Source organism: Halomonas sp. TH-94 (assembly GCF_057473365.1).
Genome location: NZ_JBYCKL010000123.1, coordinates 1 through 20,644 on the forward strand (window position 1 = coordinate 1; position 20,644 = coordinate 20,644).

Genomic DNA, 20,644 nt, shown 5'->3' on the forward strand with positions numbered 1-20,644 from the left:
ACTGGTACTGGCTGGCTTGCGACGGTTCCTGCGGCGGTTGTGACCGGCGGCACTTGTGGGCCAAAACGACGACGCCCGCCATCTTCCGCTGGCGGGCGTCGTCGTATTGTGGCGCTGACTCGCTTACTGAAGCTCGGCGCGCTCGATGACCACGGTATCGCGGGGTACGTCCTGGAACGGACCGCGGCTGCCGGTGGGCACCCGTTTGATGGCATCGACCACGTCCATGCCTTCTACCACTCGGCCGAACACCGCATAGCCCCAGGCCTGGCTGGAGTGGGTGCCCTGGTGATCGAGGAAAGCATTGTCATTGACGTTGATGAAGAACTGCGCCGTGGCGGAGTGCGGGTCGCCGGTACGTGCCATGGCGAGAGTGCCGCGCTCATTGCGCAAGCCGTTGTCGGCTTCGTTGCCGATCGGGGCGCGGGTCGGCTTCTGACTGAAGCTTTCATCGAAGCCGCCACCCTGGATCATGAAACCGTCGATCACGCGATGGAAGATGGTGCCGTCGTAGTGGCCTTCCTGCACGTAGGTCAGGAAATTGTTGACGCTTTCAGGCGCCTGTTCCTGGAACAGCTCGATGCCGATCTGGCCGTGACTGGTATGCAACACCACGTCGGCAGCGTTGGCATGGGCTGATGCCAGCGGCAGGCTGGCGGCGGCGAGCAGGGAAAGCAGGGTTCGCTTCAGCACGGGTAACTCCTGATGGGGCGACAGGGAAAACGATGTGCCTAGCTTACGTCCAGATGGGCTCACTGTCAGGCTTTCGTCGCTCGATCCGGGGCGCGACATCCGGCCACGCCTTTTTGTTTGACATGGATCACAACCCGCCCGTGAAAAGAAGTACTGGGTATGGTCTTTTAAGCGCATTGGTCCGACCATTCCCTCATGCCGGCCGAGGCAATGCCTGTTCACAGCTTCCACTCCATTTGCTTCGGCTACCACGTCAGTCAGTGACCGGCAGCCGATGATATCGGCGCCGGGAAAGCGGGAGGTGCCAGCCCATGGTGGCGGAACTCGGAAACTTTGCCCTTATCCTGGCGCTGTGCCTGGCTCTGGCCCAGAGCGTACTGCCTTTGGTGGGCGCTCAACTCGGTAACGCTCGGCTGATGCGTACCGGTGGCTTCCTGGCGACCGGTCAGTTCGTCTTTCTCTCGCTGTCATTGGCAGTCCTGATCTGGGCCTTCGTGGTCGACGATTTCACGGTCCGCTACGTGGCCAGCCACTCCAGCCTCAGTCAGCCGCTGATCTACAAGGTCACTGCGGTATGGGGTGGCCATGAGGGTTCGCTGTTGCTATGGGTTTTCACCCTCGGGGCCTGGGGTGCCGCCGTGGCCTACTTCAGCAAGTCGCTGCCCCGCGACATGCTGGCTCGGGTGCTGGCCGTGCTGGGCATGGTCTGCGTGGGTTTCATCGCCTTCACCATTTTCACTTCCAACCCGTTCGAGCGGGTCTTGCCGGGTCCGATGGATGGCCGCGGCATGAATCCGCTGCTGCAGGATCCGGGCATGATCCTGCATCCGCCGCTGCTCTACATGGGTTATGTGGGTACTGCGGTGGTCTTCGCCTTTGCCATGGCGGCCCTGCTCGGCGGTCGCCTCGATGCCGCCTGGGCGCGCTGGTCGCGCCCATGGACCACGGTGGCCTGGGTGTTCCTTACCCTGGGCATTGCGGTGGGCTCCTGGTGGGCCTACTACGAGCTGGGCTGGGGTGGCTGGTGGTTCTGGGACCCGGTGGAGAACGCCTCCTTCCTGCCCTGGCTCACCGCCACGGCGCTGATCCATTCCCTGGCGGTGACCGAGAAGCGCGGCGGTTTCAAGGTGTGGACCCTGATGCTGGCGATCATCACCTTCGCCCTTACGGTGCTGGGTGCCTTCATCGTACGTTCGGGAGTGATCACCTCGGTACATGCCTTCGCCACCGACCCGGAGCGCGGCGTGTTCATCCTGGGGATGCTCACCCTCACCCTGCTCGGTTCGCTGACGGTATATGCCTGGCGGGCGCCCAAGGTGGGGCTCGGGGGCGCCTTCGCCTGGTATTCCCGTGAGTCGCTGCTGATGGCCAACAACGTACTGCTGACGGTGGCCTGCACGGCCGTCTTCATCGGCACGCTCTACCCGCTGGCGCTGGATGCCTTCGGCCTGGGCAAGATCTCGGTGGGCCCCCCCTACTTCGATGCGGTATTCGCTCCGCTGATGCTGCCTTTGCTGCTGCTGGTCGGCCTCGGCCCGTCGGTGATGTGGAAGCAGGCCAACCCTGCAGAGACCTTCAGGCAACTGCGCTGGGTATTTGCCGTCAGCGTGGTGGCCGGTGGACTGTGGCCGCTGACGATCGGCGCCTGGCGGCCCATGACCGCGCTGTCGCTGATGCTTGCCACCTGGATCGTGCTTACCGCGTTGCAAGATATCCACAAGCGCATGGGCTCGGCGCGTCAGCCGCTTTCGGCACGCCTGCGCAAGGTCATGCGGCCGAGCTTCCTGGGCATGCACCTGGCGCATGTCGGGCTGGCGCTGATCGTGGTGGCCATCGCCATGGTCAACACCTATGAAGTCGAGCGCGACGTGCGCATGGAACCGGGCCAGACCACGTCGGCCGCCGGCTTCGATTTCACCCTGCTGCGCATGGAAAGCGTGCGTGGCCCCAACTGGGATGCCGATCAGGCCGTGGTCGATGTCCATCGTAATGGCCGCCTGGTGGCGACGTTACTGCCCCAGCGCCGCTACTACGACACGCAGCCTCAAAACCCCATGAATCAGGCCTCGCTGCACCGCGCCCCGACCCGCGACGTCTACGTCTCGCTGGGTGAGCGACTGGTGGGGGATGCCTGGAGCTTCCGGCTCTACTACAAGCCCTACATGTTCTGGATGTGGTCAGGCGCCATTCTGCTGTCGCTGGGCGGCCTGTTGGCGGCCTGCGACAAGCGTTATCGCCTGGTCAGGAATCGTGTCGTCCGTCCGCAGCGCAAGCCTGGCAGCGCGACTGGACAACCCCAGGGAGTGACCGGCTGATGAACCTGCGTCTGTTGATTCCCCTGGTGGCCACGACGGCGCTTCTCGGATTGCTCTTCGTGGGCCTGGGCATGAACTCCCGCGACCTGCCGTCACCGTTGGTGGGCAAGCCGGCGCCGGCCTTTACCCTGGAAGCGCTGGAGGATGCCGAGCGTGTCATTACCGAGCAGGACTTCTTCGGCGAGGTGGCACTGGTCAACGTCTGGGCTACCTGGTGCAGTACCTGCCGCTCCGAGAAACCGCTTTTGATGGAGCTGGCCGCCGGCGGCATTCCCATTCATGCCTTCAACTACCGTGACGAGCGTGAGGCTGCGCTGCGCTACCTCGGCGTCAGTGGCAACCCCTACCGCACCATCGCCTTCGACCCTCGTGGAGACGCCGGCATCGACTGGGGCGTCTATGCCACGCCGGAAACCTACGTGCTCGATGCCGAAGGCGTGATCCGCTACAAGCGCATCGGACCGATTTCGCGTCAGCTGCTGCTCGACGAGGTGTTGCCGCTGGTCGAGAAACTGCGCGAGGAACAGCGCAAGAACGAGGCGAGGAGGGTGGCGCAATCATGATCCGATACACGCTTTTGCTACTGATCGCCTGGTTGGCGCCCGCCGGCCTCGCCATGGCCTTGGCCATCGGCCAGCCGATCGAGTTCGACAGCGAGGCTCAGAAACGCCAATACGACACCTTGGTGCGCGAGCTTCGCTGCACGGTGTGCCAGAGCGAGACCATACATGAATCCAACGCCGAGCTGGCCGCCGACATGCGCCGCCGGGTCTACGACATGACCCTGGCCGGCCACGATGCCGACGCCATCGTCGACTTCATGGTGCAGCGCTACGGCGATTACGTGCGCTACCGGCCGCCGCTGCAGGCCAACACCTTTCTACTCTGGGCCAGCCCCTTCCTGCTCATGTTCGGCGGCGTCATCGTCTGGTGGCGCGTCATCGTCGGACGACGACGCATGATCGAGCGCCCCGATTTCACCGAGCAGGAGCGAGCCGAACTAGAGCGGCTGCGCAACGACGCCTGATCCCGGAGGACGTGATGAACGGACTGTTTCTACTCTTTGCCCTGCTGCTGTGCGTCTTGGCGCTGGGGTTCGTGCTCTACCCGCTGTTGCGCACACCACAGTGGCACGCGCTGCCATCGCGGCGCGCGATCAATGCCGACGTGCATCGTGACCGCGTACGCGAACTGCAACAGGATCTGATGGCGGGCACTCTGACCCAGGGCCAGTACGATACGGCCGTGGCCGACCTGGAGCGCGAGCTGCTAGATAGTGGCGCCGTCGACCCCGACGAGCAGCTTGGGGCCGAAGGCCGTGGTGAGCGGCGTGCAGTGGGCGCTGCCGCCTTTGTCAGCATTGCCGTGCTGCCCTTCATGGCGATCGGCATCTACCTCTCGGTGGGGCATGCCGAAGAGGTCTTCGCCACCCAGCGGCCCGGCGAGGAGATGGCGGCCGCCGTGCCCACCGAGGCGACGGAAGCCGAGCTGAGACGACAGTTCCAGCTCATGGCCCAGCAGTTGCAGGGACGCCTGGCCCAGGAGCCCGACGACCTCGAGAGCTGGGTGCTGCTGGGCCGCACCCTCGTTTTTCTCGATGACCTGGACGCTGCCGAACGTGCCTTCCGTGAGGCCATGGAGCATGGCGGCGACCGCGATCCCGACCTGCTGACCCGCTATGCCGATGTCATGGCCGAGCGCCAAGGCAGCCTGGCCGGCGAACCTCGGCGCTTGCTCGAACGGGCCCTGGAGATCGACCCCCATCACGTCCAAGGGCTGTGGCTGGCCGGCTCGCGTGCCTATATGGAAGGCGAAATGGAACATGCTCGTGGCTACTGGGAGCGTCTGCTCGGCCTGCTGCCGGAAGGTTCGCCCGAAGCCGAAGTGATTCGCGGCAACCTGAGCCAGGTGGCGCAAGCCACGGCGGAAGGCTGAGGGGGCCTACCATGAAGGAGAAACGTATGAAAACGCCGCTGAGTCGCGAAGCCCTGCAGGCCGTTCGACAGGTGCCACTGTTCTCGGGTCTGGGAGACGAAACGCTGGCCCTGTTGACCGATGGGGCCCTGGAGCGCAGCTATCGTCGCGGCACGCTGCTGTTCAGCGCTGGCGAGCCGGCGGATCGCTTCTATGTGGTCTTGAGCGGCTGGGTCAAGCTGTTCCGCGAAAGCCCTGACGGCAATGAGTGCATGGTGGGGCTTTTCACCCGCGGCGAGTCCTTTGCCGAGGCGGCCATGTTCGATCGCCTGGGGTTTCCGGTCAATGCCGCGGTTGCCGAAGATGCCCGGCTGCTGGTCTTCACCGCCGACCACTTCCTGACCACTCTGGAGCGCAACCACGGTCTGGCGCTCAATCTGCTGGCCAACCTCACGGGAATGCTGCGCTATCTGGTACGTCAGCTCGACCAGCTCACCAATCAGCCCACCTACCAGCGCCTGGCGGCCTTCATCGTCTCGCTGTGCCCCTGCGATACCAATCAGGCTACCGTCTGCCTGCCCTGCGACAAGCTGCTGATTGCCGGTCGGCTGGGCATGAAGCCGGAAAGCTTTTCCCGAGCCATGGCCCGGCTCAAGGAGGTCGGCGTCAGCTGCGAGCGCAATTGCGTGCATGTCGAAGACATCGCTGCCTTGCGACGCTTTGCCAATACCGCCGAGGAGGAGCCGCTAACGGTGCTGCCTTGTGCCGCGCTGGATGCTCCCCGAACGGCGACGGCGCGACCCTGCCGCTAACGCTCTTCTTACCCACACGGCCCGCAAAAGCGGGCCGTTTAGCGCCGGTCGACCCTTATTTCACCCCTCTTCTGACATAAGTCAACTCTCGAATGCATCTATTGACAGTGGTCAAGTGAGCCGAAAGGCAAAGCTGCTACTAATGGCGCTAGGTGGGGGGTGGCTGAAGGACATGACGCGCAGCAGTGGGAAGAACAGTTCATGCCGGGCACCCGCCAGCCACTACCCGAAGGGGAAACCAAGCGAGGCACGTTATGTACAAGAGAGCATTGACCAAGGGGATTTTCGCCCTGAGCTTCCCGCTGGCCGCCATGATGGGCACCGCCCAGGCAGCGGCCCCGGAAATGACGGCCGAGGAAAGGGAGCGCGCCAGCGCCATCTACTTCCAGCGCTGTGCCGGTTGTCACGGCACCCTGCGCAAGGGGGCCACCGGGCCCAACCTGCTGCCTGAAAACACCCAGGAGATGGGTCAGCGCCGCCTTGAGAGCATTATCGCGCTGGGAACCGAAGGGGGCATGAACAACTTCGACGGCATCCTGGATGAAGACGAGATCACGCTGATCTCCAAGTACATCCAGCAGACGCCGGAAGAGCCGCCGGAGATGTCGCTTGCCGATATCCGTGACACCTGGAGAATCCTGGTACCCCAGGAAGAGTGGCCGACCGAGCCCCAGCACGATCGCAACTGGGAAAACTTCATGGTCACCATCCTGCGTGACCGTGGCGCCATGGGCATCATCGACGGCGACACCAAGGAACTCGTCACCGAGGCCGAGACCGGCTATGCCGTACACGTGGCCAAGTCCAGTTCCGACGGTCGCTTCTGGTACGTCCAGGGCCGTGACGGCCGCCTGACGAAGATCGACCTGTGGATGGACCCGCCCCAGGCGACCGCTGAGGTATTCATCGGCATCGATGCCCGTGACGTGGCGGTTTCCCACTATGGCGAGTGGGCGGACAAGTATGTCATCGGCGGCGGCTACTGGCCCCCGCACTTCGTGATTGCCGACGCCGACACCATGGAGCCGCTCAAGGTCGTCTCCACCCGCGGCTACGACACCGAGGGCAACTACATCCACGAGGCCCGTGTAGCGGCGCTCTACGACACGCCTCATGCGCCGTCCTTCCTGGTCAACGTCAAGGAGACCGGTCAGGTCTGGCAGGTCGACTACAGCGACATCGACAATCTGCGAATCGATCACATCGCGTCTGCCGAGTACCTGCACGACGGCTTCTTCGATTCTACCGGTCGCTACTTCATGATCGCGGCCAACTTCAGCCACAAGATGGCATTCATCGATACCGTCGAGCGCAAGCTCGTCAGCATGCTCAATACCGGTCAGATCCCGCACCCGGGCCCTGGCGCCAACTGGATCGACCCGGAGTGTGGTCCCGTCGCCGGCACCACCCACCTGGGCGAAGGCCTCGTGACCTTCTGGGGCACCGATCCGGAAGGACATCCGGACCATGCCTGGGAGATCTGCGGCACCGTCGAGACAGACGGTCCGGGGCTCTTCCTGCGTAGCCATCCGAACTCGCCGCACGTCTGGATCGACCAGGCGATGCACCCGGAGGCCGACGTCAACCAGTGGATCATGGTCATGGACAAGGAGACCCGTGAGCTGACACCGATCCATGTTGCCGACCGTCCCGTCGAGCATGACGCCGTGGCCGTGCATATGGAATACGACCAGTCCGGCACCGAGGTGTGGGTCTCCATCTGGGCTCGCGGCCGTGGCCACCAGGATGACGGCGCCATTGTGGTCTTCGATGACGCCACCCTTGAAGTCAAGGATGTCATCGAGAACCTGAACACGCCGACCGGTAAGTTCAACGTCTACAACCGTCTGAAGAAGTACGAGCGCGGCTAAGCCGACTGCCGGAGCGCCTCAGGGCGCTCCGGCCCCTTCTTCAGCCATTTCCCACAGCCAGGGTACTGAGCGAAACGGCTGAAGAAGGGGCCGGCAGCCCAAGCATCACCAGGCGGCATGGCAGTAGGACAAAGCAAGACACGTGGCATGACTTTTTGGGGAGAGCGAGATCATGGGGGAGCGTCTAAAAAACTGGCGCAGGATGACGATCATGGGGGCATCGCTGGGTGCCGCCGTGATCTTCTTCGTTGCCGGCATTCTGTTCTGGGGCGGTTTCAACACCGTCATGGAAGCCACCAACAGCATGAAGTTCTGCAGCACGGCATGCCACGAAATGAGCTGGGTGCACGAGGAGTACCTGGATCGCCCCCATTACCAGAACGCCACCGGCGTGGGAGCCACCTGCTCTGACTGCCACGTGCCGGACGCCTGGGGGCCCAAGATGATCCGCAAGATCGAGGCCAGCCGCGAGGTGTGGCACTGGATGCTGGGTACCATCAATACCAAGGAGAAATTCGAGGACAAACGGCTGCATCTGGCCGAGAACGTATGGCGCTCAATGCTGCGCACCGACTCGCGCGAGTGTCGCAACTGTCACGATTGGTCGGCGATGGACCTCGAGCAGCAGGCACCGCGTGCAGCCCGTGAGCATGCGCGAGCCTTCGAACAAGGCCAGACGTGCATCGAGTGTCACCAAGGCATCGCCCATGAACTTCCCGAGGATTGGGATGAGTCAGCGGTGTGGGCCTACCGTTTCGAGCACGACGAGCCCGTCACCGACCTGCCGGAGCGCGGTGAGCCGGCCATGCCGCTGGAAGCCGAAGAGCTGGGCGAAGCCGTGGCGGCCGAGGGCGACATCGCCGCGACGTTGGACTGGTCCGACGTGCCGGCGCTGGACGTCACTCTGTTCCTGCCCGGTCAGGCTTCCATCGAGTGGATCCAGGATGGCAGCTCCCACGGCGGCGGCCGTGCCTTCAGCTTCGGCGACCGCTGCGTATGGTGTCACCAAGGGGAAGAAGCCCAGATCGGTGCGCTGGCCACCAGCGCCGAGAAGATCGAGACCTATGATCTGGGCGACAAGCGCGGCCACATTCCGATGACCGTGCAGGCCTCCTTCGACGACGACTACCTGTTCATGCGCTTCCAGTGGGAAGCCGGCGAGCATGCACCGCTGCCCTTCGTCGATGGCGGGCGTATGGACCCGGAGAATCCCATGAAGCTGACCGTCAGCTTTGCCGACGACCGGGTGGACATGGCCGATCGCGGCGGTTGCTGGGCGAGCTGCCACCACGACTCCACCTACATGCCCGATGCTCCGGAAGCGGAAGCGCTGGCTGAGAGCGAGCTCGCCTCACGTCTCGACATGATGAACGGTGTGACCAAGTACCTGACCGAAAGCCGTACCGAGGTCGAGATCCGCGGTCGTCGCGGTGCCGCTCGCGGCGGCTGGGACAAGCTCAAGGAAGAGGCGGAGATCGCCGAACTGCTGGGTGGTGGCGTGTACCTCGATGTAGCTCGATACAAGAGTGGCACCGAACTGACCGAGAGCGGCTATATCCTCGAACAGCGTCATCTCTCCGAAAGCGAAGCGGTAGTCATGACCGCAACGGAAGAGGACGGAGTGTGGACCGCCTATCTGACCCGTGCGTTGCGCACCGGCGTGGAGGGTGACAAACCGCTATCTACCGACGGCAAGTACAGCTTCAACGTGGCACTGCACGACGACTATGCCGCCTCTCGCTTCCACCATGTTTCCTGGCAATATGGCCTGGCCTTCGACGCCGAGATTCCGGGTGACTTCGAGGAAGACATGGTGGAAATCAACGCAACGCGCGTCACACGGTGACGCGCCCGGCACCGGAGGAGAAGACGATGGCAATGCATAAACGACTTCCCGCCCTTGGCGCCGGCCTGTTGGCCACCCTGCTACTGAGCGGGGCGGCTCTGGCCGATAGCGACAACGACCAGGTCGAGGCCGCCGCCGACGGCGACGTCATCGAGATCCAAATGGTCAACAACCGCTTCGAACCCGAAGAGCTGGAAGTCAGCGTCGGCACCACGGTGCGTTGGGTCAATGCCGAGCGGCGCTCCAATCATGACATCTATTTTCCCGAGGAGGAGATCGCTTCCGGGCGTCTCTTCCCAGAGGAGAGCTGGGAGCGTACGTTCGACGAGGAGGGTACCTTCGAGTATTACTGCCAGCCCCACGAGAACCGGGGGATGGTGGGTGTGATCCGTGTCGTGGGTGACGAGGAAGACAACTAGACGATGGGCCTTGCGGCCCAAGAGGAGTTCGCATGGCGATGACCACTCAACCCGCAGCGTTATTCGGCGGACTGCTGACGGCGCTGGTCTTGTCCGCGGCAAGTGCCGTCGCCGCGGCGGAAGACATTACGGGCTATCGCAGCGCCGAGTTCGGCATGTCGTCCGAGACGGTTCTGACGCATCTCGAGAGCGACGGGATCACCAATGTCGAGACGCTGGAAACCACGGAAAACGATCTCCTCATCGACGGTGAGCTTCAGGATTCCGATGGCACTGTCACCGACGTGCGCTATGTGTTCCCGGCAGGCAGCGATCGGTTGGCCCTGGTGGTGACGTTTCATCCCAACGTGGAAGATCACGCGGTCGTGAAGGAGCAGCTTGTTGCACGATACGGCCAGCCCTGGGCAGAGGAGATGACCGAATGGTGGTTCGAGCAGCTCAAGGAAGGCATGCCGGAAGAGCCGAGCAGCCTTTCGATCTGGGGCGGAGCCGAGAGTGAGCAGCAGGAGCGCGGACGTTTCGTGCGTCTTTGGGCCTTCGACGACTACCTCTCGGTGGAGTATCTCGATACCCGACTGCTGCGCTGAAAGGAATCGGCTTGCGCATGCCGTCGCCTTCGGGCGGCGGCTTGTCGTGTCAGACGGTGGCCTAGATCAGGCCCAGAAAAGGCAACAGCGTCAATGCCAGGATGGCGATGACGGCCAGACTCACCAGCAGCGTTCGAACGGGGTGATGAAGAAGACGTTGCCATAGGCTCGGCACCTGGCCGCGTTCGATCCGGTCCGCGTACTCCTGTTGTACCCGCTCCTGTCGCTCGGCCTGATAACGGTCGAGCACTTCTCGTGCCGCTTCCCGTTGCGCCTCGTCACGTAGCCAGATGGCGTCGACCCCCAGCCGCCAGAAGCCGGCGTGGGTTTCGTAAGTATCGAAGCCGTGCTCGTCGAGCAATCGACGCACTTCCCAGGCTTCTTCCTCGGATACGTTGGCCAGCCGAAACAGCAGCGTCGCCATCAGCTTGCCGCCTCGCACAGTCGCTCGACCCGGGCGATGGCTTCGGCGGCACCTGCCAGGTCGAAGCTCATGAACCAGTAATCCTCCTCGCCGCGGTCGAAGCGCAGTCGCAGTGTTTCGCCGTCGCGCATCTCGTCGATCAGCAGATCGAGTTCATCGAGGTAGAAGTTGACATAGAAGCCGCGGTCGCCACGCTGGGTGACGAACTCCGCAGCCCCGCTGTGGATGGTGGCGTAGTCGACCCGCAGGTCACCGGGCACCAGGTTGGCCACACGGCTCTCCGACTGGAGCTCCTCGAGCTCGACACGCACTTCCAGCCAGGGCAGGTCGCACACGCCGGGGGTGTAGTTCACGCTGAGAATGGAGTCGCTGTAGCTGTGTTGCTCCAGGGCCCGGAAGTGACGCTCATCCCCCAGTGACAAGGAGAGAGAGTGCCAGTTTTCATGCGCTTCGATGTCGCTGACATTGTAATTGGTGGCCAGCGCCGGGCTAGCCGACAGCAGGGCGGCCGGCAGAAGGCAGCAGAGCAGCTGGCGCGCGGCGTGCGGCCGAGAGGGTCGGGTCATGTTGGTGTTCCTGATCGACAGGCCTGGGATGGTAGCACTCGTAGAGCGCTGCGCCGACCCCGTTGTCAGAGCGAGCGGTGAGGCAGCCTCATGGCTCGCTTTCGGCGCCGGCCTCGCCCCAGGGTCGTGGTTCGAGCCGGGCGTAGTAGGCCGCCAGGTCGGCGATGTCCTGGTCGCTCAGGCCACGGGTCATGCTGGCCATCAGGTGGCCGCGTTCACCGGCGCGCAGGGCCTGCATGCCTTCGATGAAGTGCGCTTCGTCCATGCCGGCGATGCTCGGGTAGCGCGAGGTCACGCTGCGGCCCTGATGGCCGTGACAGCTGGTGCACAGCTTGGCCATCTCGGCGCCCCGTTCGGGGTCGCCTTCAAGCGGTGCAGGGGAAGTCTCTGCCGACCAGGCGGCCGGGCTCAGCGAAATCAACAGGGCGCCGATAGCGGACACGGCAAGCTTCAACGACATGAGACTCTCCCCCAAGCAGGACGCATCAGTGACCGTGCATGGCGCCTCCATGCCCGCCATGGCCATGCATACCGTTGTCATGGCCTTCATGACCGGGCATGCCGCCGTTGTGCTGCATGCTGGCATCCGCTCGGGCGAGTTCCGTCAGCAGCTCCAGGTCGATATCGCTGAAGGCTAGCACATCCCCCCCGTGGGTCTCGCGGAAGGCGTCGGCATGATGGCGCTCCCTGAACGATGCCAGAGTATGCCCCATGGCGCCACGCCGGTCGTGACCCGCCACGTACCAGGCTTCGCTGGCCAGGATGAAGGCATCATCGGCCGGCTGGCTCCAGGGCGTCACGGCAACGTCATGAACCCAGGCGTGGCTCAGTCGGTTCTCGTTCTCGGGCTGCAGCAGGAAGGCGAACATGTCGGTGGTGGAACAGAACTTGCGCACGGCATCGTCCCGGCTCAGGTAGACCTGCCCCTTGGGGCCGGGCAAGTCGCTGATCAGCATGCCGCACACGTGGCAGCTGTCGCCGTCGGTGATGGGCTGGGCCGGGGCCAGTGGTTGGTCTTCACTGCCGCCGCAGCCTGCCAGCAGCAGGGCCGCAGTGAAGGCAATCGTGCGAGCGGCAAGAGTGGCGCGAATCATCTGATGATCTCCGGTGGGCCTCTCAGGCCGAATGGTGACGGAAGCGCAATATGGCCAGCCCCAGCGGGGCGACGATCCAGCCAACCAGCACCAGCATCAGCCAGCCGGCATGGAAGGCGCTGTTCTGGGCAATGGCGGTGACGCCGGTGTAGGCCTGGGCCGACTCGAAGCCCACCATGTTGATCAGGCGGAAGCCGTCGGTGGGGTTGAGCAGCAGCAGCCACGGCAGCCAGTCGCCGCCGCTCTGCACGCTCACCAGCAGCGCCAGCAGCCCCAGATCGAACACCAGCACGAACAGAAACCACACGCCCAGCGCCAGTCCGGCGGCGCGCGCCTTTTCGGTGACCCACACGCTGATCAGGTAGGCGAAGGCGATGAACACCCAGCCCAGCAGAATACTGCTGACGATCAACAGGCCGAGGCTTGCCACCAGGTCGCCGAGCGTCACGCCATCGGCGCCGATGGCGATCACCACGCCGGCAATACCGAAGCCCAGCGCGGTGGCGGCGCCCAGAATCAGGCCGTGGCCGAGAAACTTGCCGAGCAGCAGAGAAGTGCGGCTCAGCGGATAAGTGAGCAGCAGCAGTAGCGTACCCGACTCCTGCTCGCCGACCACGGCGTCGTACGCCAGCAGCAGCGCGATCAGCGGAATCAGGAATACCGCCAGCGTCGACAGGCTGACCACCGTGGTGGCCAGCGAGGTGAAGCCCATGCCGCCGCTGGCAGCGGCGCCGAACCAGGCGATACCGACGGCCAGGGCAGCCAGAATCAGGGCAATAGCCAGCACCCAGCGGTTGCGCAGACCGTCCTGGAACTCCTTGCGGGCGACGATGAGTGTCGTGTTCATGGGGCGTCTCGCTTGTCGGAATTGAAGGAGGTCGCTGCCACGGGCGCCGAAAAATGGGCGTACAGATGTTCGAGCGTCGGTGGCAGCACGTCGATGTCTTCGACCCCGGGTGTATCGGTCAGCCGACGCAGCGCGCTCATCTTGGCCGAGGGGTGTACGCCGAGCTCGAGGGCGGAACCGTTGAGGTGGCGCGGTGCGATGCGCGCGTCGTCCCAGCCGCGGGACCAGTCGACGCCGGGCCAGCGACCCTTGGCGCGAATGGTCAGCGGCAGGGCAGCCTCGTGACGCAGCTCCTCGAGGCTGCCCAGCGCCAGGCGTCGCCCGGCACCGAGAATCAGTGCGCGGTCGATGTAAGGCTCCACGCCGGGCAGTACGTGGGAAGAGAGCAGCACGGTGCAGCCGCGTTCGCGCAGCTCGCGTACGGTTTCGTAGAAGTCTCGGGTGGCGGCGGGATCGAGCCCGGTGGTGGGCTCGTCGAGCAGCAGCAGGCGGGGCTCGCCCAGCAGCGCCTGGGCCAGACCGAGGCGCTGGCGCATGCCTTTGGAATAGGTCTTCACCCGGCGCTTGGCAGCCTGGCCCAGGCCGACCTTCTCGAGCAGCTCATCGACCTGGCGGCGATCGGTGCGCTTGAGGCGAGCAAAGTAGGCAAGGACCTCACGGCCGGTGAGCTGTTCGTAGAAGCTGACGTTCTCGGGCAGGTAGCCCAGATGGCGGCGCAGCGTCTCGGCATGGGGTCCGTCGGGGGCACCGCCGAGCACGGCAAGCGAGCCCGCGCTGGGCGAGATCAGCCCCAGGATCAGCTTCATGGTGGTGGTCTTGCCGGCGCCGTTGTGTCCCAGCAGGGCCAGCACTTCGCCCTCCTGGACGGTGAGGTCGAGAGCGTCAAGGCGGGTCAGATCGCCATGGCGCTTGGTCAGCCCGTGACATTCGATTACCGGATTCATGATTGGGCTTCTCCAAGGTCGGGGGCGTGCATCAATGGGGCGCTGTCCTGCACGCCCTGGGCGCGGAAGATGGGAAACTGGCGCTGTACCCAGCGTAGCGCGACCACGGCCGGGCTGTGCAGCAGCAGGCGCGCCTCGGGGTGACGCCACAGCAGGCGGTCGACGGCATCGTTGGGCTCGTAGGCCGTATCGCCGACCCCGTCGCCGTCCAGGTCCCAGCCCAGATAGTCGCTCCAGTAGTTGCCGCGGCCATCGCGGGACCACTCCTGAGAGCGGGTGGCCACGTACATCACCTGCTGGCGATTGTTGATGAAGGCGTTGGCGTAGAGCCGATTGTTCTCCGAGCCGGCGGTGAGGTGAATGCCGAGTTCGCTGTCGGCCAGGCGGTTGCCGTGGATCTCGTTGCTCTGGGAGTTGTAGATGAACAGCGCCTTGCCCTCGGCGCCGAGCGTGACGCCGTGCTCGCTGCCGCCGGGGCCGTGCCAGGCGGTGATGCCGCTGATGTCATTGCCGGCAATGGTGCTGTAGTTGACGTAGTTCATCAGGATGCCGTAATTCATGTCGCGCTCGGAACGGTTGTTCACCACTTCGAGGTCGCGGGACATCATCAGCGCATAGCCGGCGCGAGTACCGCTGGTATGGTTGCCCACGATCTTGCCGCCGTGGGTGAACATGTAATGAATGCCGAAGCGCGAGTCGCGCAGACGGTTGTTGCGAAACACCAGGTCGCGGCTGGTATCGACGTAGATGGCGTCGCGCGAGTCGCGCACGTCGTTGTCGGCAACGGTGCCGCCGGTGATGTTGTAAAGGCGGATGGCGTCGCCGCGGTCCTGTGAACGGACGCTGGTGTTGCCGGCGATACGGTTGCCGATCACGCTGGGTGCCTCCAGATGCCACAGCCAGACGCCGAAGGCCACGTTCTCCATCACGTTGTTCTCGACGTGGATGCGGTGGGCATCGCGCTCGGCGTGAATGCCGGCGTTCATGTCGGTCAGGTTGAAGCCGGAGTTGCGCAGGGTCAGCCCTTCGATGCGCACGTCTTCGGCGCGTACGCGTATCACGTCGCCGCTACCCTTGCCGTCGAGAATGGCGCCGGGCTCGCCGCGCAGGGTCAAGGGCTTGTCGATCTGGATACCGCCGGTATGGACTCCCGCAGCGAGCGTCAGCTCGCTGCCGGGCGCGGCAGTATCGATATGAGCTTGGAGAGGACCGTCGCCAGGCTCGATGCGCAGCTCGCCGAAGGCAAAGGTTGCCATCAACAGCAGGCCGCAGCCGCCCAGCAAAGAGAAAAGAGTACGTTTCACCACGGTCACCTCGGGTAGGACAGTAGCCGGCCCCGCAGGGCCGGCCGGGTTACATCACGCTTCTACCAGCATCCTGCCTGACATTTCCATGTGCAGGGCATGGCAGAACCAGCTGCAGTAGTACCAGTGCACGCCGGGCTTGTCGGCCACGAAGGTCACCGAGGAGGTCTGCTGCGGATGGATCTCGAAGTTGATGCCGTGGTTGACCAGGGCGAAGCCGTGGCTGACATCCTCGATGGTATCCATGTTGGTGACCACGATGGTGACTTCATCGCCTCGCTTGACCCGGAACTCGGTGGTGCCGAAGCTCGGCGCCACGGAGGTCATGTAGACGCGCACCTTGTTGCCGTCGCGGATGACCTTGTTGTCCGTCTCCAGCGTGACGCCATCGGCATGCGCCATGGCCACGGTTTCGGCGAAGTAGGGGTCGTCGCGGGTATAGACCTGCGCCGGGTTGAGCTGATCGGCACGAATCATCAGCGCATCATGGGGTTCGGCGTAGGTCGGGCCGTCGTGAATCAGCTTCATCTGCTCGCCGGTGATGTCGATCAGCTGATCGTTCTCGGCGTGCATCGGGCCTACCGGCAGGAAGCGGTCCTTGGAGAACTTGCAAAGCGCGGTGAGGTACTTGCCGTCGACGTCACGGCTACAGGCCAGCGAGGCCTTGATATGGCCGATGTTGTAGTGCACGTCGATGCGGTCGCGGATGTAGTTCACCTCTTCGCCGTTGTAGGAGCGGATGGCGTCTTCCACGTTCCACTTCACCACCTGGCTGTCGAGGAACAGTGAGGTGTAGGCATTGCCGCGGTTGTCGTAGGTGGTGTGCAGCGGCCCCAGGCCCACTTCCGGCTCGGCCACCACGATGTCGCGCGGGTCGGAAAGACCGCCGTCGAACCACTCGGCCACGCGGGACCACTCGAATACGGTACAGGTGGGCGACAGCTTGCCGCTGACGACGCAGTACTTGCCTTCCGGAGGCATGGTGTTGACGCCGTGCGGGCTGCGCGGGGTCGGCACGTAGAGAGCGAAGGTGTTGCGTCCCTCGTGAGCCTGCTCGCGAGCGTCGACCACGGGTACCTGGGAGTCGCCGATGGTGGTGTAGTTGCCGGCGGCAACCGCTGCTTCAATGGCAGGAACGTCGAAGAACACCGTCCAGTCGCGCTCCGGGCCCATCATTTCCGGCAGGGTCATGCCGCGAGCCGAGTTGTAGCAGGAGGCTGCGACGAAGCGGCCGGTGTAGTCGGTGTCGCAGTTGTCGAGGTTGCCATCGACGATCGCCTGCCACTTGAGCTCCATGGTGTCGGCATCGAGACAGGACATCATGGTCCAGTACTCGGAAGGATCGTCCAGGTAGTCGCCGTTGTTGTTCAGCGGCACCACCATTTCACCCGCGGCGAAGACGCGCTCGGTGCTGGGCACGCGCTGCAGGGTCAGGCCGTGGATCGACTGCACGTTGGGAATGGTGACGATCTTGTCGGCACGCATGATATCCAGGCGGATACGCGCCACGCGGGTGTTCAGCTTGTCATTGATGAAGCAGTAGCGGCCGTCGTAGCGGGCGTCGGTATAGCTCACCTTGGGGTGGTGGGTGTCGCCGTTCAGCGGGGCGTTGGGGCCCAGCACGCGCTTGGACTCGTTGGTGATGCCCCAGCCGGTGGCGCTGTCGACGTTGAATACAGGAATGCGCAGCAATTCGCGCATGGAGGGTACGCCCAGAATGCGCACTTCTCCGGAGTGGCCGCCGCTCCAGAAACCGTAGTATTCGTCCAGCTCACCCGGCTCGACGTGGTGCTCGTTCCCCGGTGCGGCTTCGGCGGGGCGGCTGCGCACGAGTGCCCCGGCGCCGAAACCGCCGGCCAGGCTGGCCCCGGCTACGCCGGTCACTGCGCTGTTGCGCAGGAAGTTGCGGCGGCTGAGGTCCTTGATGTGGTCGTTCTTGTCGCTCATGGTTCACTCCTCCTGAAGAGTGGGAATGCGCTGCAATTTGGCCTGGCTGCCCTGCGCAGCATCGGCCGGGAAGGTTTCCACGGCACCGCCCTTGGAGGAGCCGCGAGCGGCCTTCTCGAAGCGTTTGCGGCGCTTGACCATTGGCGGACAGCGCCGGTCGTCGTGATAGGTCACCTGGCAATCCAGGCAGTAGTGACACTCGTTGGCATTGATGCGGCCGTCGGGATGGATGGCCTGCACTTCGCATTCGTTGGCGCAGATCTGGCAAGGGGTCCCGCAGCTGCCGCGATGGCGCTTGAGCCAGTCGAACAGGCGTAGGCGGGCGGGAATCGCAAGTCCCGCACCCAGCGGGCAGATGTAGCGGCAGTAGGCCTTGTGGGTGAAGGCCGAGATGGCGAGCAGGCCAAGGGCATAGGCCAGGAAGGCCCACTCGCGCTGGAAGCGCATGGTCACGGCGGTCTTGAACGGCTCTACCTCGGCGTAGCGTTCGGCCTGGCCTAGCGAGTGCAGCGAGACCGCGAACAGCGCCAGCAGAATGATGTACTTGATCGCCCACAGCCGCTCATGCAGGGCGAAGGGCACTTCGAACTGAGGCACCCGGAGCTTGCGTGCGGCCTTGTTGATCAGCTCCTGCATGGCGCCGAACGGACACAGCCAGCCGCAGAACACGCCGCGGCCCCACATCAGCAGCGTCACCGCCACGAACGACCAGAGGATGAACATCATCGGATCGATGAGGAACGACTCCCAGCTGAAGCCGCCCATCAGCGAGTGAACGAAGGTCAGGATGTTGACCACCGAGAGCTGGGCCAGTGAGTACCAGCCGATGAATACCACGGTGTAGACCAGGAAGCCGACCCGCAGCGGGTTGAACACCCTTGGGTAGCGCACCAGCACGTCCTGGAACAGCATCACGGCAGTCAGCACGGTCAGGCCTACCCCGAGGATCGCGATCTGGAAGGTGCGGTCGCGCCACACCTGCACCCACAGCGCCTCTTCCACGGGCGCCTCGAAGCGTTCGACATAGGCTTCGGGAATGCTGTAGTGAGCGTTGAAGCGTACGAATTCGGTTTCCAGCGGGCCGGCTGCGCGGCGTACCAGCAGACCCAGCTCCCACGGCTCGCCGGGGTCGAACTCGGCTTCGCTGCGGATGATGAAGATGTCGCGCTCGGTCAACCGCGGTGCACCCTCGATACCCAGGCGCACGATTCGGCGATGGTCACTGTCCTGAAAGGCGATGTTGGTGTTGCCCTGGGAGGCTTCGATGCGATCGAAGATGCCGCCGCGCACGTAGCCGGAGCCCTTGAAGGAGTAGTCGCCACTGGCCATGACCCCGATGGCATGCTCGCCCTCTTCGAGTCGCTCCATGAGCTGCTCGTAGACGATGTCGCCGAGCAGGTTGCGACCGGCAGTCGGCGCGTTGAGATAGGTGACGTAAAGATCGATGAAGGTGCTGTCGGCCGCCTGACCGCTGGCGTAGCCTTCGGCTGCGGTTCCGACGAAGGCCTCGTCGATCTCGCCGTGGGTCAGGTGCAGACGGCGTATGGTGCCGTCGCCGACCAGCGTTTCCCAGTTGGCCGGCTCGAACACGTCGTAACGCACTTCAGCCGGGGGAGTGGCCAGCGGATCCTCGATGAGCCCCTGTTCGGCAGCCACCCGGCGGGCGGAGCGCATTACGGTCTCGGTGAGCACGATCACGGTGACCGTGGCACCGGAGATGGCATCCAGGTTCTCGCCGACCCGCAGCCGCGCGTTGACGTGATGTGAGGCATGGGCATCGGCATAGTCGACCAGACGCTGCTCGGGAATGCCCACCAGCATGATCGGCTCTTCGTGTCCGAGAATGGTGGCCTGGGTGATGCGGGCCTGCGTGTCGATGCCCACCAGCATGCTGATAGGTTTACCGGAGTAGGCCGGTATCGGTGCGATGTCATCGGTCTCGAAGGCATACCCTAGCAGCGTGTCGCCGGCATAGACCGCCCTGGCGGCATGTTCGCCCTCCGTATCGGCCAGGCGAGTGGCGTCGGGAAAGCCGGCTTTCACCTGGGACAGCTCGAAGGCGTGTGCCGACAGACCGAGCAGCATCAGCAGGCCGAAGAGCCAGAGGTGAGCCAGAGATAAGAGCGGGCGGCGCCGGGTGTGCATGAGCGTTCCTTACCGTTTGCCAGTTCTGTGCGTGTTGGCTCGAACAGGCATCTAAAATATTACTTAACTGCTGTTGCCCATGATGCCAGTAGACCAGTGCCCTGGAATTGACATGGGTCATGAGCGCAGTGACGCCGGTGAAGGCAGAGGGAGTAATCCCAAGGGGGTAGGGAGATGATGGGGCCGGGTGGCCCGTTGACGCCGAGAGGCAGCGAGCCGGGTGGAGGTTGTTACGAAGCTTCGTTACGGTCCTGCGAAGGGAAGTCGGGGGGCGCTACGCCAACCTGGCCAGGCGCCCCGCCGCTCAGGTGGGCGGGCCCACCTGGCTGATTAACGTGAGGAGATCAGAGTACCGGCTCGAGCATGAAATCGACGGCCGCCTTCACTTCCTCGTCGCTCAGGTTCATGTGGCCACCCTTGGGGGGCATGGCGCCGATGCCGTCGATGGAGTGGGCGTAGAGGGTATCCATGCCCTGCTCCAGTCGCTCCGACCATGCGGCTTCGTCGCCCTTGATCGGCGCGCCGGCGGCACCGGTCATGTGGCAGGCCATGCAGGCCTGATTGTAGATTGCCTCGCCATCGGGCTCTGCCTGGGCCACGGCGCTAAGCGCCAGGGCAACGGAGCCGGTGAGCAGGGCAGCGGTAAGCTTCTTCATGGGTTTCTCCTGATGCTTGGGTCACGGTGAAGCCGGTCGAGCCTTGATGGGTCGGCTCGATTCCTGACTTCGATACTAAGCCAAATTGATTTTGGCACATCTATGGTGCGCCTGTCGGTATCTGCATCAGGCGCGCGAGCTGGGGCTGTCGTTTGCCGAGCAGGTCGGCCAGGGTGTAACCATCCAATACTGACATGAAAGCGCCCAGCGCCTCGTTGAGAATCGGCTTGAGGCGGCACGCAGGCGTGATCACGCATTCG

At 64.0% G+C, this 20,644-nt stretch carries 20 protein-coding genes; 9 read left to right on the forward strand and 11 right to left on the reverse strand.

The genetic code is table 11. The annotated features are described in order from the left end of the window. Positions 1-123: 123 nt before the first annotated feature. Positions 124-645, reverse strand: coding sequence for a peptidylprolyl isomerase (locus AC2VNO_RS19990; protein WP_486935789.1), 522 nt, complete (start codon positions 643-645; stop codon positions 124-126). A 359-nt stretch (positions 646-1,004) separates the two neighbouring features. Between AC2VNO_RS19990 and AC2VNO_RS19995 the strand changes: the two genes are divergently transcribed. The 9 genes from AC2VNO_RS19995 to AC2VNO_RS20035 all read left to right on the forward strand — a co-directional run bounded on the left by AC2VNO_RS19995 (position 1,005) and on the right by AC2VNO_RS20035 (position 10,457). Beyond that, a complete protein-coding gene (locus AC2VNO_RS19995; protein ID WP_486935770.1) occupies positions 1,005-3,008 on the forward strand; it encodes a heme lyase CcmF/NrfE family subunit in 2,004 nt (667 codons plus the stop codon). Next, complete coding sequence (locus tag AC2VNO_RS20000; RefSeq protein ID WP_486935771.1) at positions 3,008-3,571, forward strand: DsbE family thiol:disulfide interchange protein; 564 nt, start codon at positions 3,008-3,010, stop codon at positions 3,569-3,571. The genes AC2VNO_RS19995 and AC2VNO_RS20000 overlap by 1 nt, the downstream gene beginning before the upstream one ends. Beyond that, positions 3,568-4,035: a cytochrome c-type biogenesis protein gene (locus AC2VNO_RS20005; protein ID WP_486935772.1), complete on the forward strand. Its 468-nt coding sequence runs from the start codon at positions 3,568-3,570 to the stop codon at positions 4,033-4,035. Before AC2VNO_RS20000 ends, AC2VNO_RS20005 begins: the two co-directional genes overlap by 4 nt. Positions 4,036-4,049: 14 nt before the next feature. Further along, positions 4,050-4,943 carry a c-type cytochrome biogenesis protein CcmI gene (gene ccmI, locus AC2VNO_RS20010; RefSeq protein ID WP_486935773.1) on the forward strand — a complete coding sequence of 298 codons (894 nt, stop codon included), beginning with the start codon at positions 4,050-4,052 and terminating at the stop codon, positions 4,941-4,943. A gap of 26 nt (positions 4,944-4,969) precedes the next feature. Beyond that, positions 4,970-5,734: a Crp/Fnr family transcriptional regulator gene (locus tag AC2VNO_RS20015; RefSeq protein ID WP_486935774.1), complete on the forward strand. Its 765-nt coding sequence runs from the start codon at positions 4,970-4,972 to the stop codon at positions 5,732-5,734. 254 nt (positions 5,735-5,988) lie between these two features. Beyond that, entirely contained in the window at positions 5,989-7,605 is a 1,617-nt protein-coding gene (locus AC2VNO_RS20020; RefSeq protein ID WP_486935775.1) for a cytochrome D1 domain-containing protein, read from the forward strand. A 211-nt stretch (positions 7,606-7,816) separates the two neighbouring features. Further along, on the forward strand, positions 7,817-9,451 hold the full coding sequence (locus AC2VNO_RS20025) for a NapC/NirT family cytochrome c (protein WP_486935776.1): 1,635 nt from the start codon (positions 7,817-7,819) through the stop codon (positions 9,449-9,451). Positions 9,452-9,477: 26 nt separating this feature from the next. After that, positions 9,478-9,870 (forward strand): cupredoxin domain-containing protein, encoded by a 393-nt coding sequence (locus AC2VNO_RS20030; protein ID WP_486935777.1) that lies wholly within the window; start codon positions 9,478-9,480, stop codon positions 9,868-9,870. A 32-nt stretch (positions 9,871-9,902) separates the two neighbouring features. Beyond that, positions 9,903-10,457: a hypothetical protein gene (locus tag AC2VNO_RS20035; RefSeq protein ID WP_486935778.1), complete on the forward strand. Its 555-nt coding sequence runs from the start codon at positions 9,903-9,905 to the stop codon at positions 10,455-10,457. Between the two features lie 61 nt (positions 10,458-10,518). Here the strand turns inward: AC2VNO_RS20035 and AC2VNO_RS20040 are convergent, their stop codons facing one another. The 10 genes from AC2VNO_RS20040 to AC2VNO_RS20085 all read right to left on the reverse strand — a co-directional run bounded on the left by AC2VNO_RS20040 (position 10,519) and on the right by AC2VNO_RS20085 (position 20,384). Further along, positions 10,519-10,881, reverse strand: a complete 363-nt coding sequence (locus AC2VNO_RS20040) for a DUF6164 family protein (RefSeq protein WP_486935779.1) — start codon at positions 10,879-10,881, stop codon at positions 10,519-10,521. After that, positions 10,881-11,447 carry a hypothetical protein gene (locus AC2VNO_RS20045; RefSeq protein ID WP_486935780.1) on the reverse strand — a complete coding sequence of 189 codons (567 nt, stop codon included), beginning with the start codon at positions 11,445-11,447 and terminating at the stop codon, positions 10,881-10,883. The genes AC2VNO_RS20040 and AC2VNO_RS20045 overlap by 1 nt, the downstream gene beginning before the upstream one ends. Before the next feature lie 88 nt (positions 11,448-11,535). Beyond that, complete coding sequence (locus tag AC2VNO_RS20050; RefSeq protein ID WP_486935781.1) at positions 11,536-11,907, reverse strand: c-type cytochrome; 372 nt, start codon at positions 11,905-11,907, stop codon at positions 11,536-11,538. Positions 11,908-11,932: 25 nt separating this feature from the next. Beyond that, positions 11,933-12,541: a nitrous oxide reductase accessory protein NosL gene (locus AC2VNO_RS20055; RefSeq protein WP_486935782.1), complete on the reverse strand. Its 609-nt coding sequence runs from the start codon at positions 12,539-12,541 to the stop codon at positions 11,933-11,935. Between the two features lie 22 nt (positions 12,542-12,563). After that, entirely contained in the window at positions 12,564-13,388 is an 825-nt protein-coding gene (locus AC2VNO_RS20060) for an ABC transporter permease (RefSeq protein WP_486935783.1), read from the reverse strand. Beyond that, positions 13,385-14,332, reverse strand: a complete 948-nt coding sequence (locus tag AC2VNO_RS20065; protein ID WP_486935784.1) for an ABC transporter ATP-binding protein — start codon at positions 14,330-14,332, stop codon at positions 13,385-13,387. Before AC2VNO_RS20065 ends, AC2VNO_RS20060 begins: the two co-directional genes overlap by 4 nt. Beyond that, positions 14,329-15,636 carry a nitrous oxide reductase family maturation protein NosD gene (locus tag AC2VNO_RS20070; protein WP_486935785.1) on the reverse strand — a complete coding sequence of 436 codons (1,308 nt, stop codon included), beginning with the start codon at positions 15,634-15,636 and terminating at the stop codon, positions 14,329-14,331. Before AC2VNO_RS20070 ends, AC2VNO_RS20065 begins: the two co-directional genes overlap by 4 nt. A 54-nt stretch (positions 15,637-15,690) precedes the next feature. Continuing rightward, positions 15,691-17,583, reverse strand: coding sequence for a TAT-dependent nitrous-oxide reductase (gene nosZ, locus AC2VNO_RS20075; RefSeq protein ID WP_486935786.1), 1,893 nt, complete (start codon positions 17,581-17,583; stop codon positions 15,691-15,693). Positions 17,584-17,586: 3 nt separating this feature from the next. Then, complete coding sequence (nosR, locus tag AC2VNO_RS20080; protein WP_486935787.1) at positions 17,587-19,728, reverse strand: transcriptional regulator NosR; 2,142 nt, start codon at positions 19,726-19,728, stop codon at positions 17,587-17,589. A gap of 344 nt (positions 19,729-20,072) precedes the next feature. Next, positions 20,073-20,384, reverse strand: coding sequence for a c-type cytochrome (locus AC2VNO_RS20085; RefSeq protein ID WP_486935788.1), 312 nt, complete (start codon positions 20,382-20,384; stop codon positions 20,073-20,075). Positions 20,385-20,644: the final 260 nt, after the last annotated feature.

Bases quoted from the DNA above. Each gene is read 5' to 3' on its own strand.
- AC2VNO_RS19995 (WP_486935770.1), top strand. From the start codon at position 1,005: ATGGTGGCGGAACTCGGAAACTTTGCCCTTATCCTGGCGCTGTGCCTG.
- AC2VNO_RS20000 (WP_486935771.1), top strand. From the start codon at position 3,008: ATGAACCTGCGTCTGTTGATTCCCCTGGTGGCCACGACGGCGCTTCTC.
- AC2VNO_RS20005 (WP_486935772.1), top strand. From the start codon at position 3,568: ATGATCCGATACACGCTTTTGCTACTGATCGCCTGGTTGGCGCCCGCC.
- ccmI (WP_486935773.1), top strand. From the start codon at position 4,050: ATGAACGGACTGTTTCTACTCTTTGCCCTGCTGCTGTGCGTCTTGGCG.
- AC2VNO_RS20015 (WP_486935774.1), top strand. From the start codon at position 4,970: ATGAAAACGCCGCTGAGTCGCGAAGCCCTGCAGGCCGTTCGACAGGTG.
- AC2VNO_RS20020 (WP_486935775.1), top strand. From the start codon at position 5,989: ATGTACAAGAGAGCATTGACCAAGGGGATTTTCGCCCTGAGCTTCCCG.
- AC2VNO_RS20025 (WP_486935776.1), top strand. From the start codon at position 7,817: ATGGGGGCATCGCTGGGTGCCGCCGTGATCTTCTTCGTTGCCGGCATT.
- AC2VNO_RS20030 (WP_486935777.1), top strand. From the start codon at position 9,478: ATGGCAATGCATAAACGACTTCCCGCCCTTGGCGCCGGCCTGTTGGCC.
- AC2VNO_RS20035 (WP_486935778.1), top strand. From the start codon at position 9,903: ATGGCGATGACCACTCAACCCGCAGCGTTATTCGGCGGACTGCTGACG.
- AC2VNO_RS20040 (WP_486935779.1), bottom strand. From the start codon at position 10,881: ATGGCGACGCTGCTGTTTCGGCTGGCCAACGTATCCGAGGAAGAAGCC.
- AC2VNO_RS20045 (WP_486935780.1), bottom strand. From the start codon at position 11,447: ATGACCCGACCCTCTCGGCCGCACGCCGCGCGCCAGCTGCTCTGCTGC.
- AC2VNO_RS20050 (WP_486935781.1), bottom strand. From the start codon at position 11,907: ATGTCGTTGAAGCTTGCCGTGTCCGCTATCGGCGCCCTGTTGATTTCG.
- AC2VNO_RS20055 (WP_486935782.1), bottom strand. From the start codon at position 12,541: ATGATTCGCGCCACTCTTGCCGCTCGCACGATTGCCTTCACTGCGGCC.
- AC2VNO_RS20060 (WP_486935783.1), bottom strand. From the start codon at position 13,388: ATGAACACGACACTCATCGTCGCCCGCAAGGAGTTCCAGGACGGTCTG.
- AC2VNO_RS20065 (WP_486935784.1), bottom strand. From the start codon at position 14,332: ATGAATCCGGTAATCGAATGTCACGGGCTGACCAAGCGCCATGGCGAT.
- nosZ (WP_486935786.1), bottom strand. From the start codon at position 17,583: ATGAGCGACAAGAACGACCACATCAAGGACCTCAGCCGCCGCAACTTC.
- nosR (WP_486935787.1), bottom strand. From the start codon at position 19,728: ATGCACACCCGGCGCCGCCCGCTCTTATCTCTGGCTCACCTCTGGCTC.
- AC2VNO_RS20085 (WP_486935788.1), bottom strand. From the start codon at position 20,384: ATGAAGAAGCTTACCGCTGCCCTGCTCACCGGCTCCGTTGCCCTGGCG.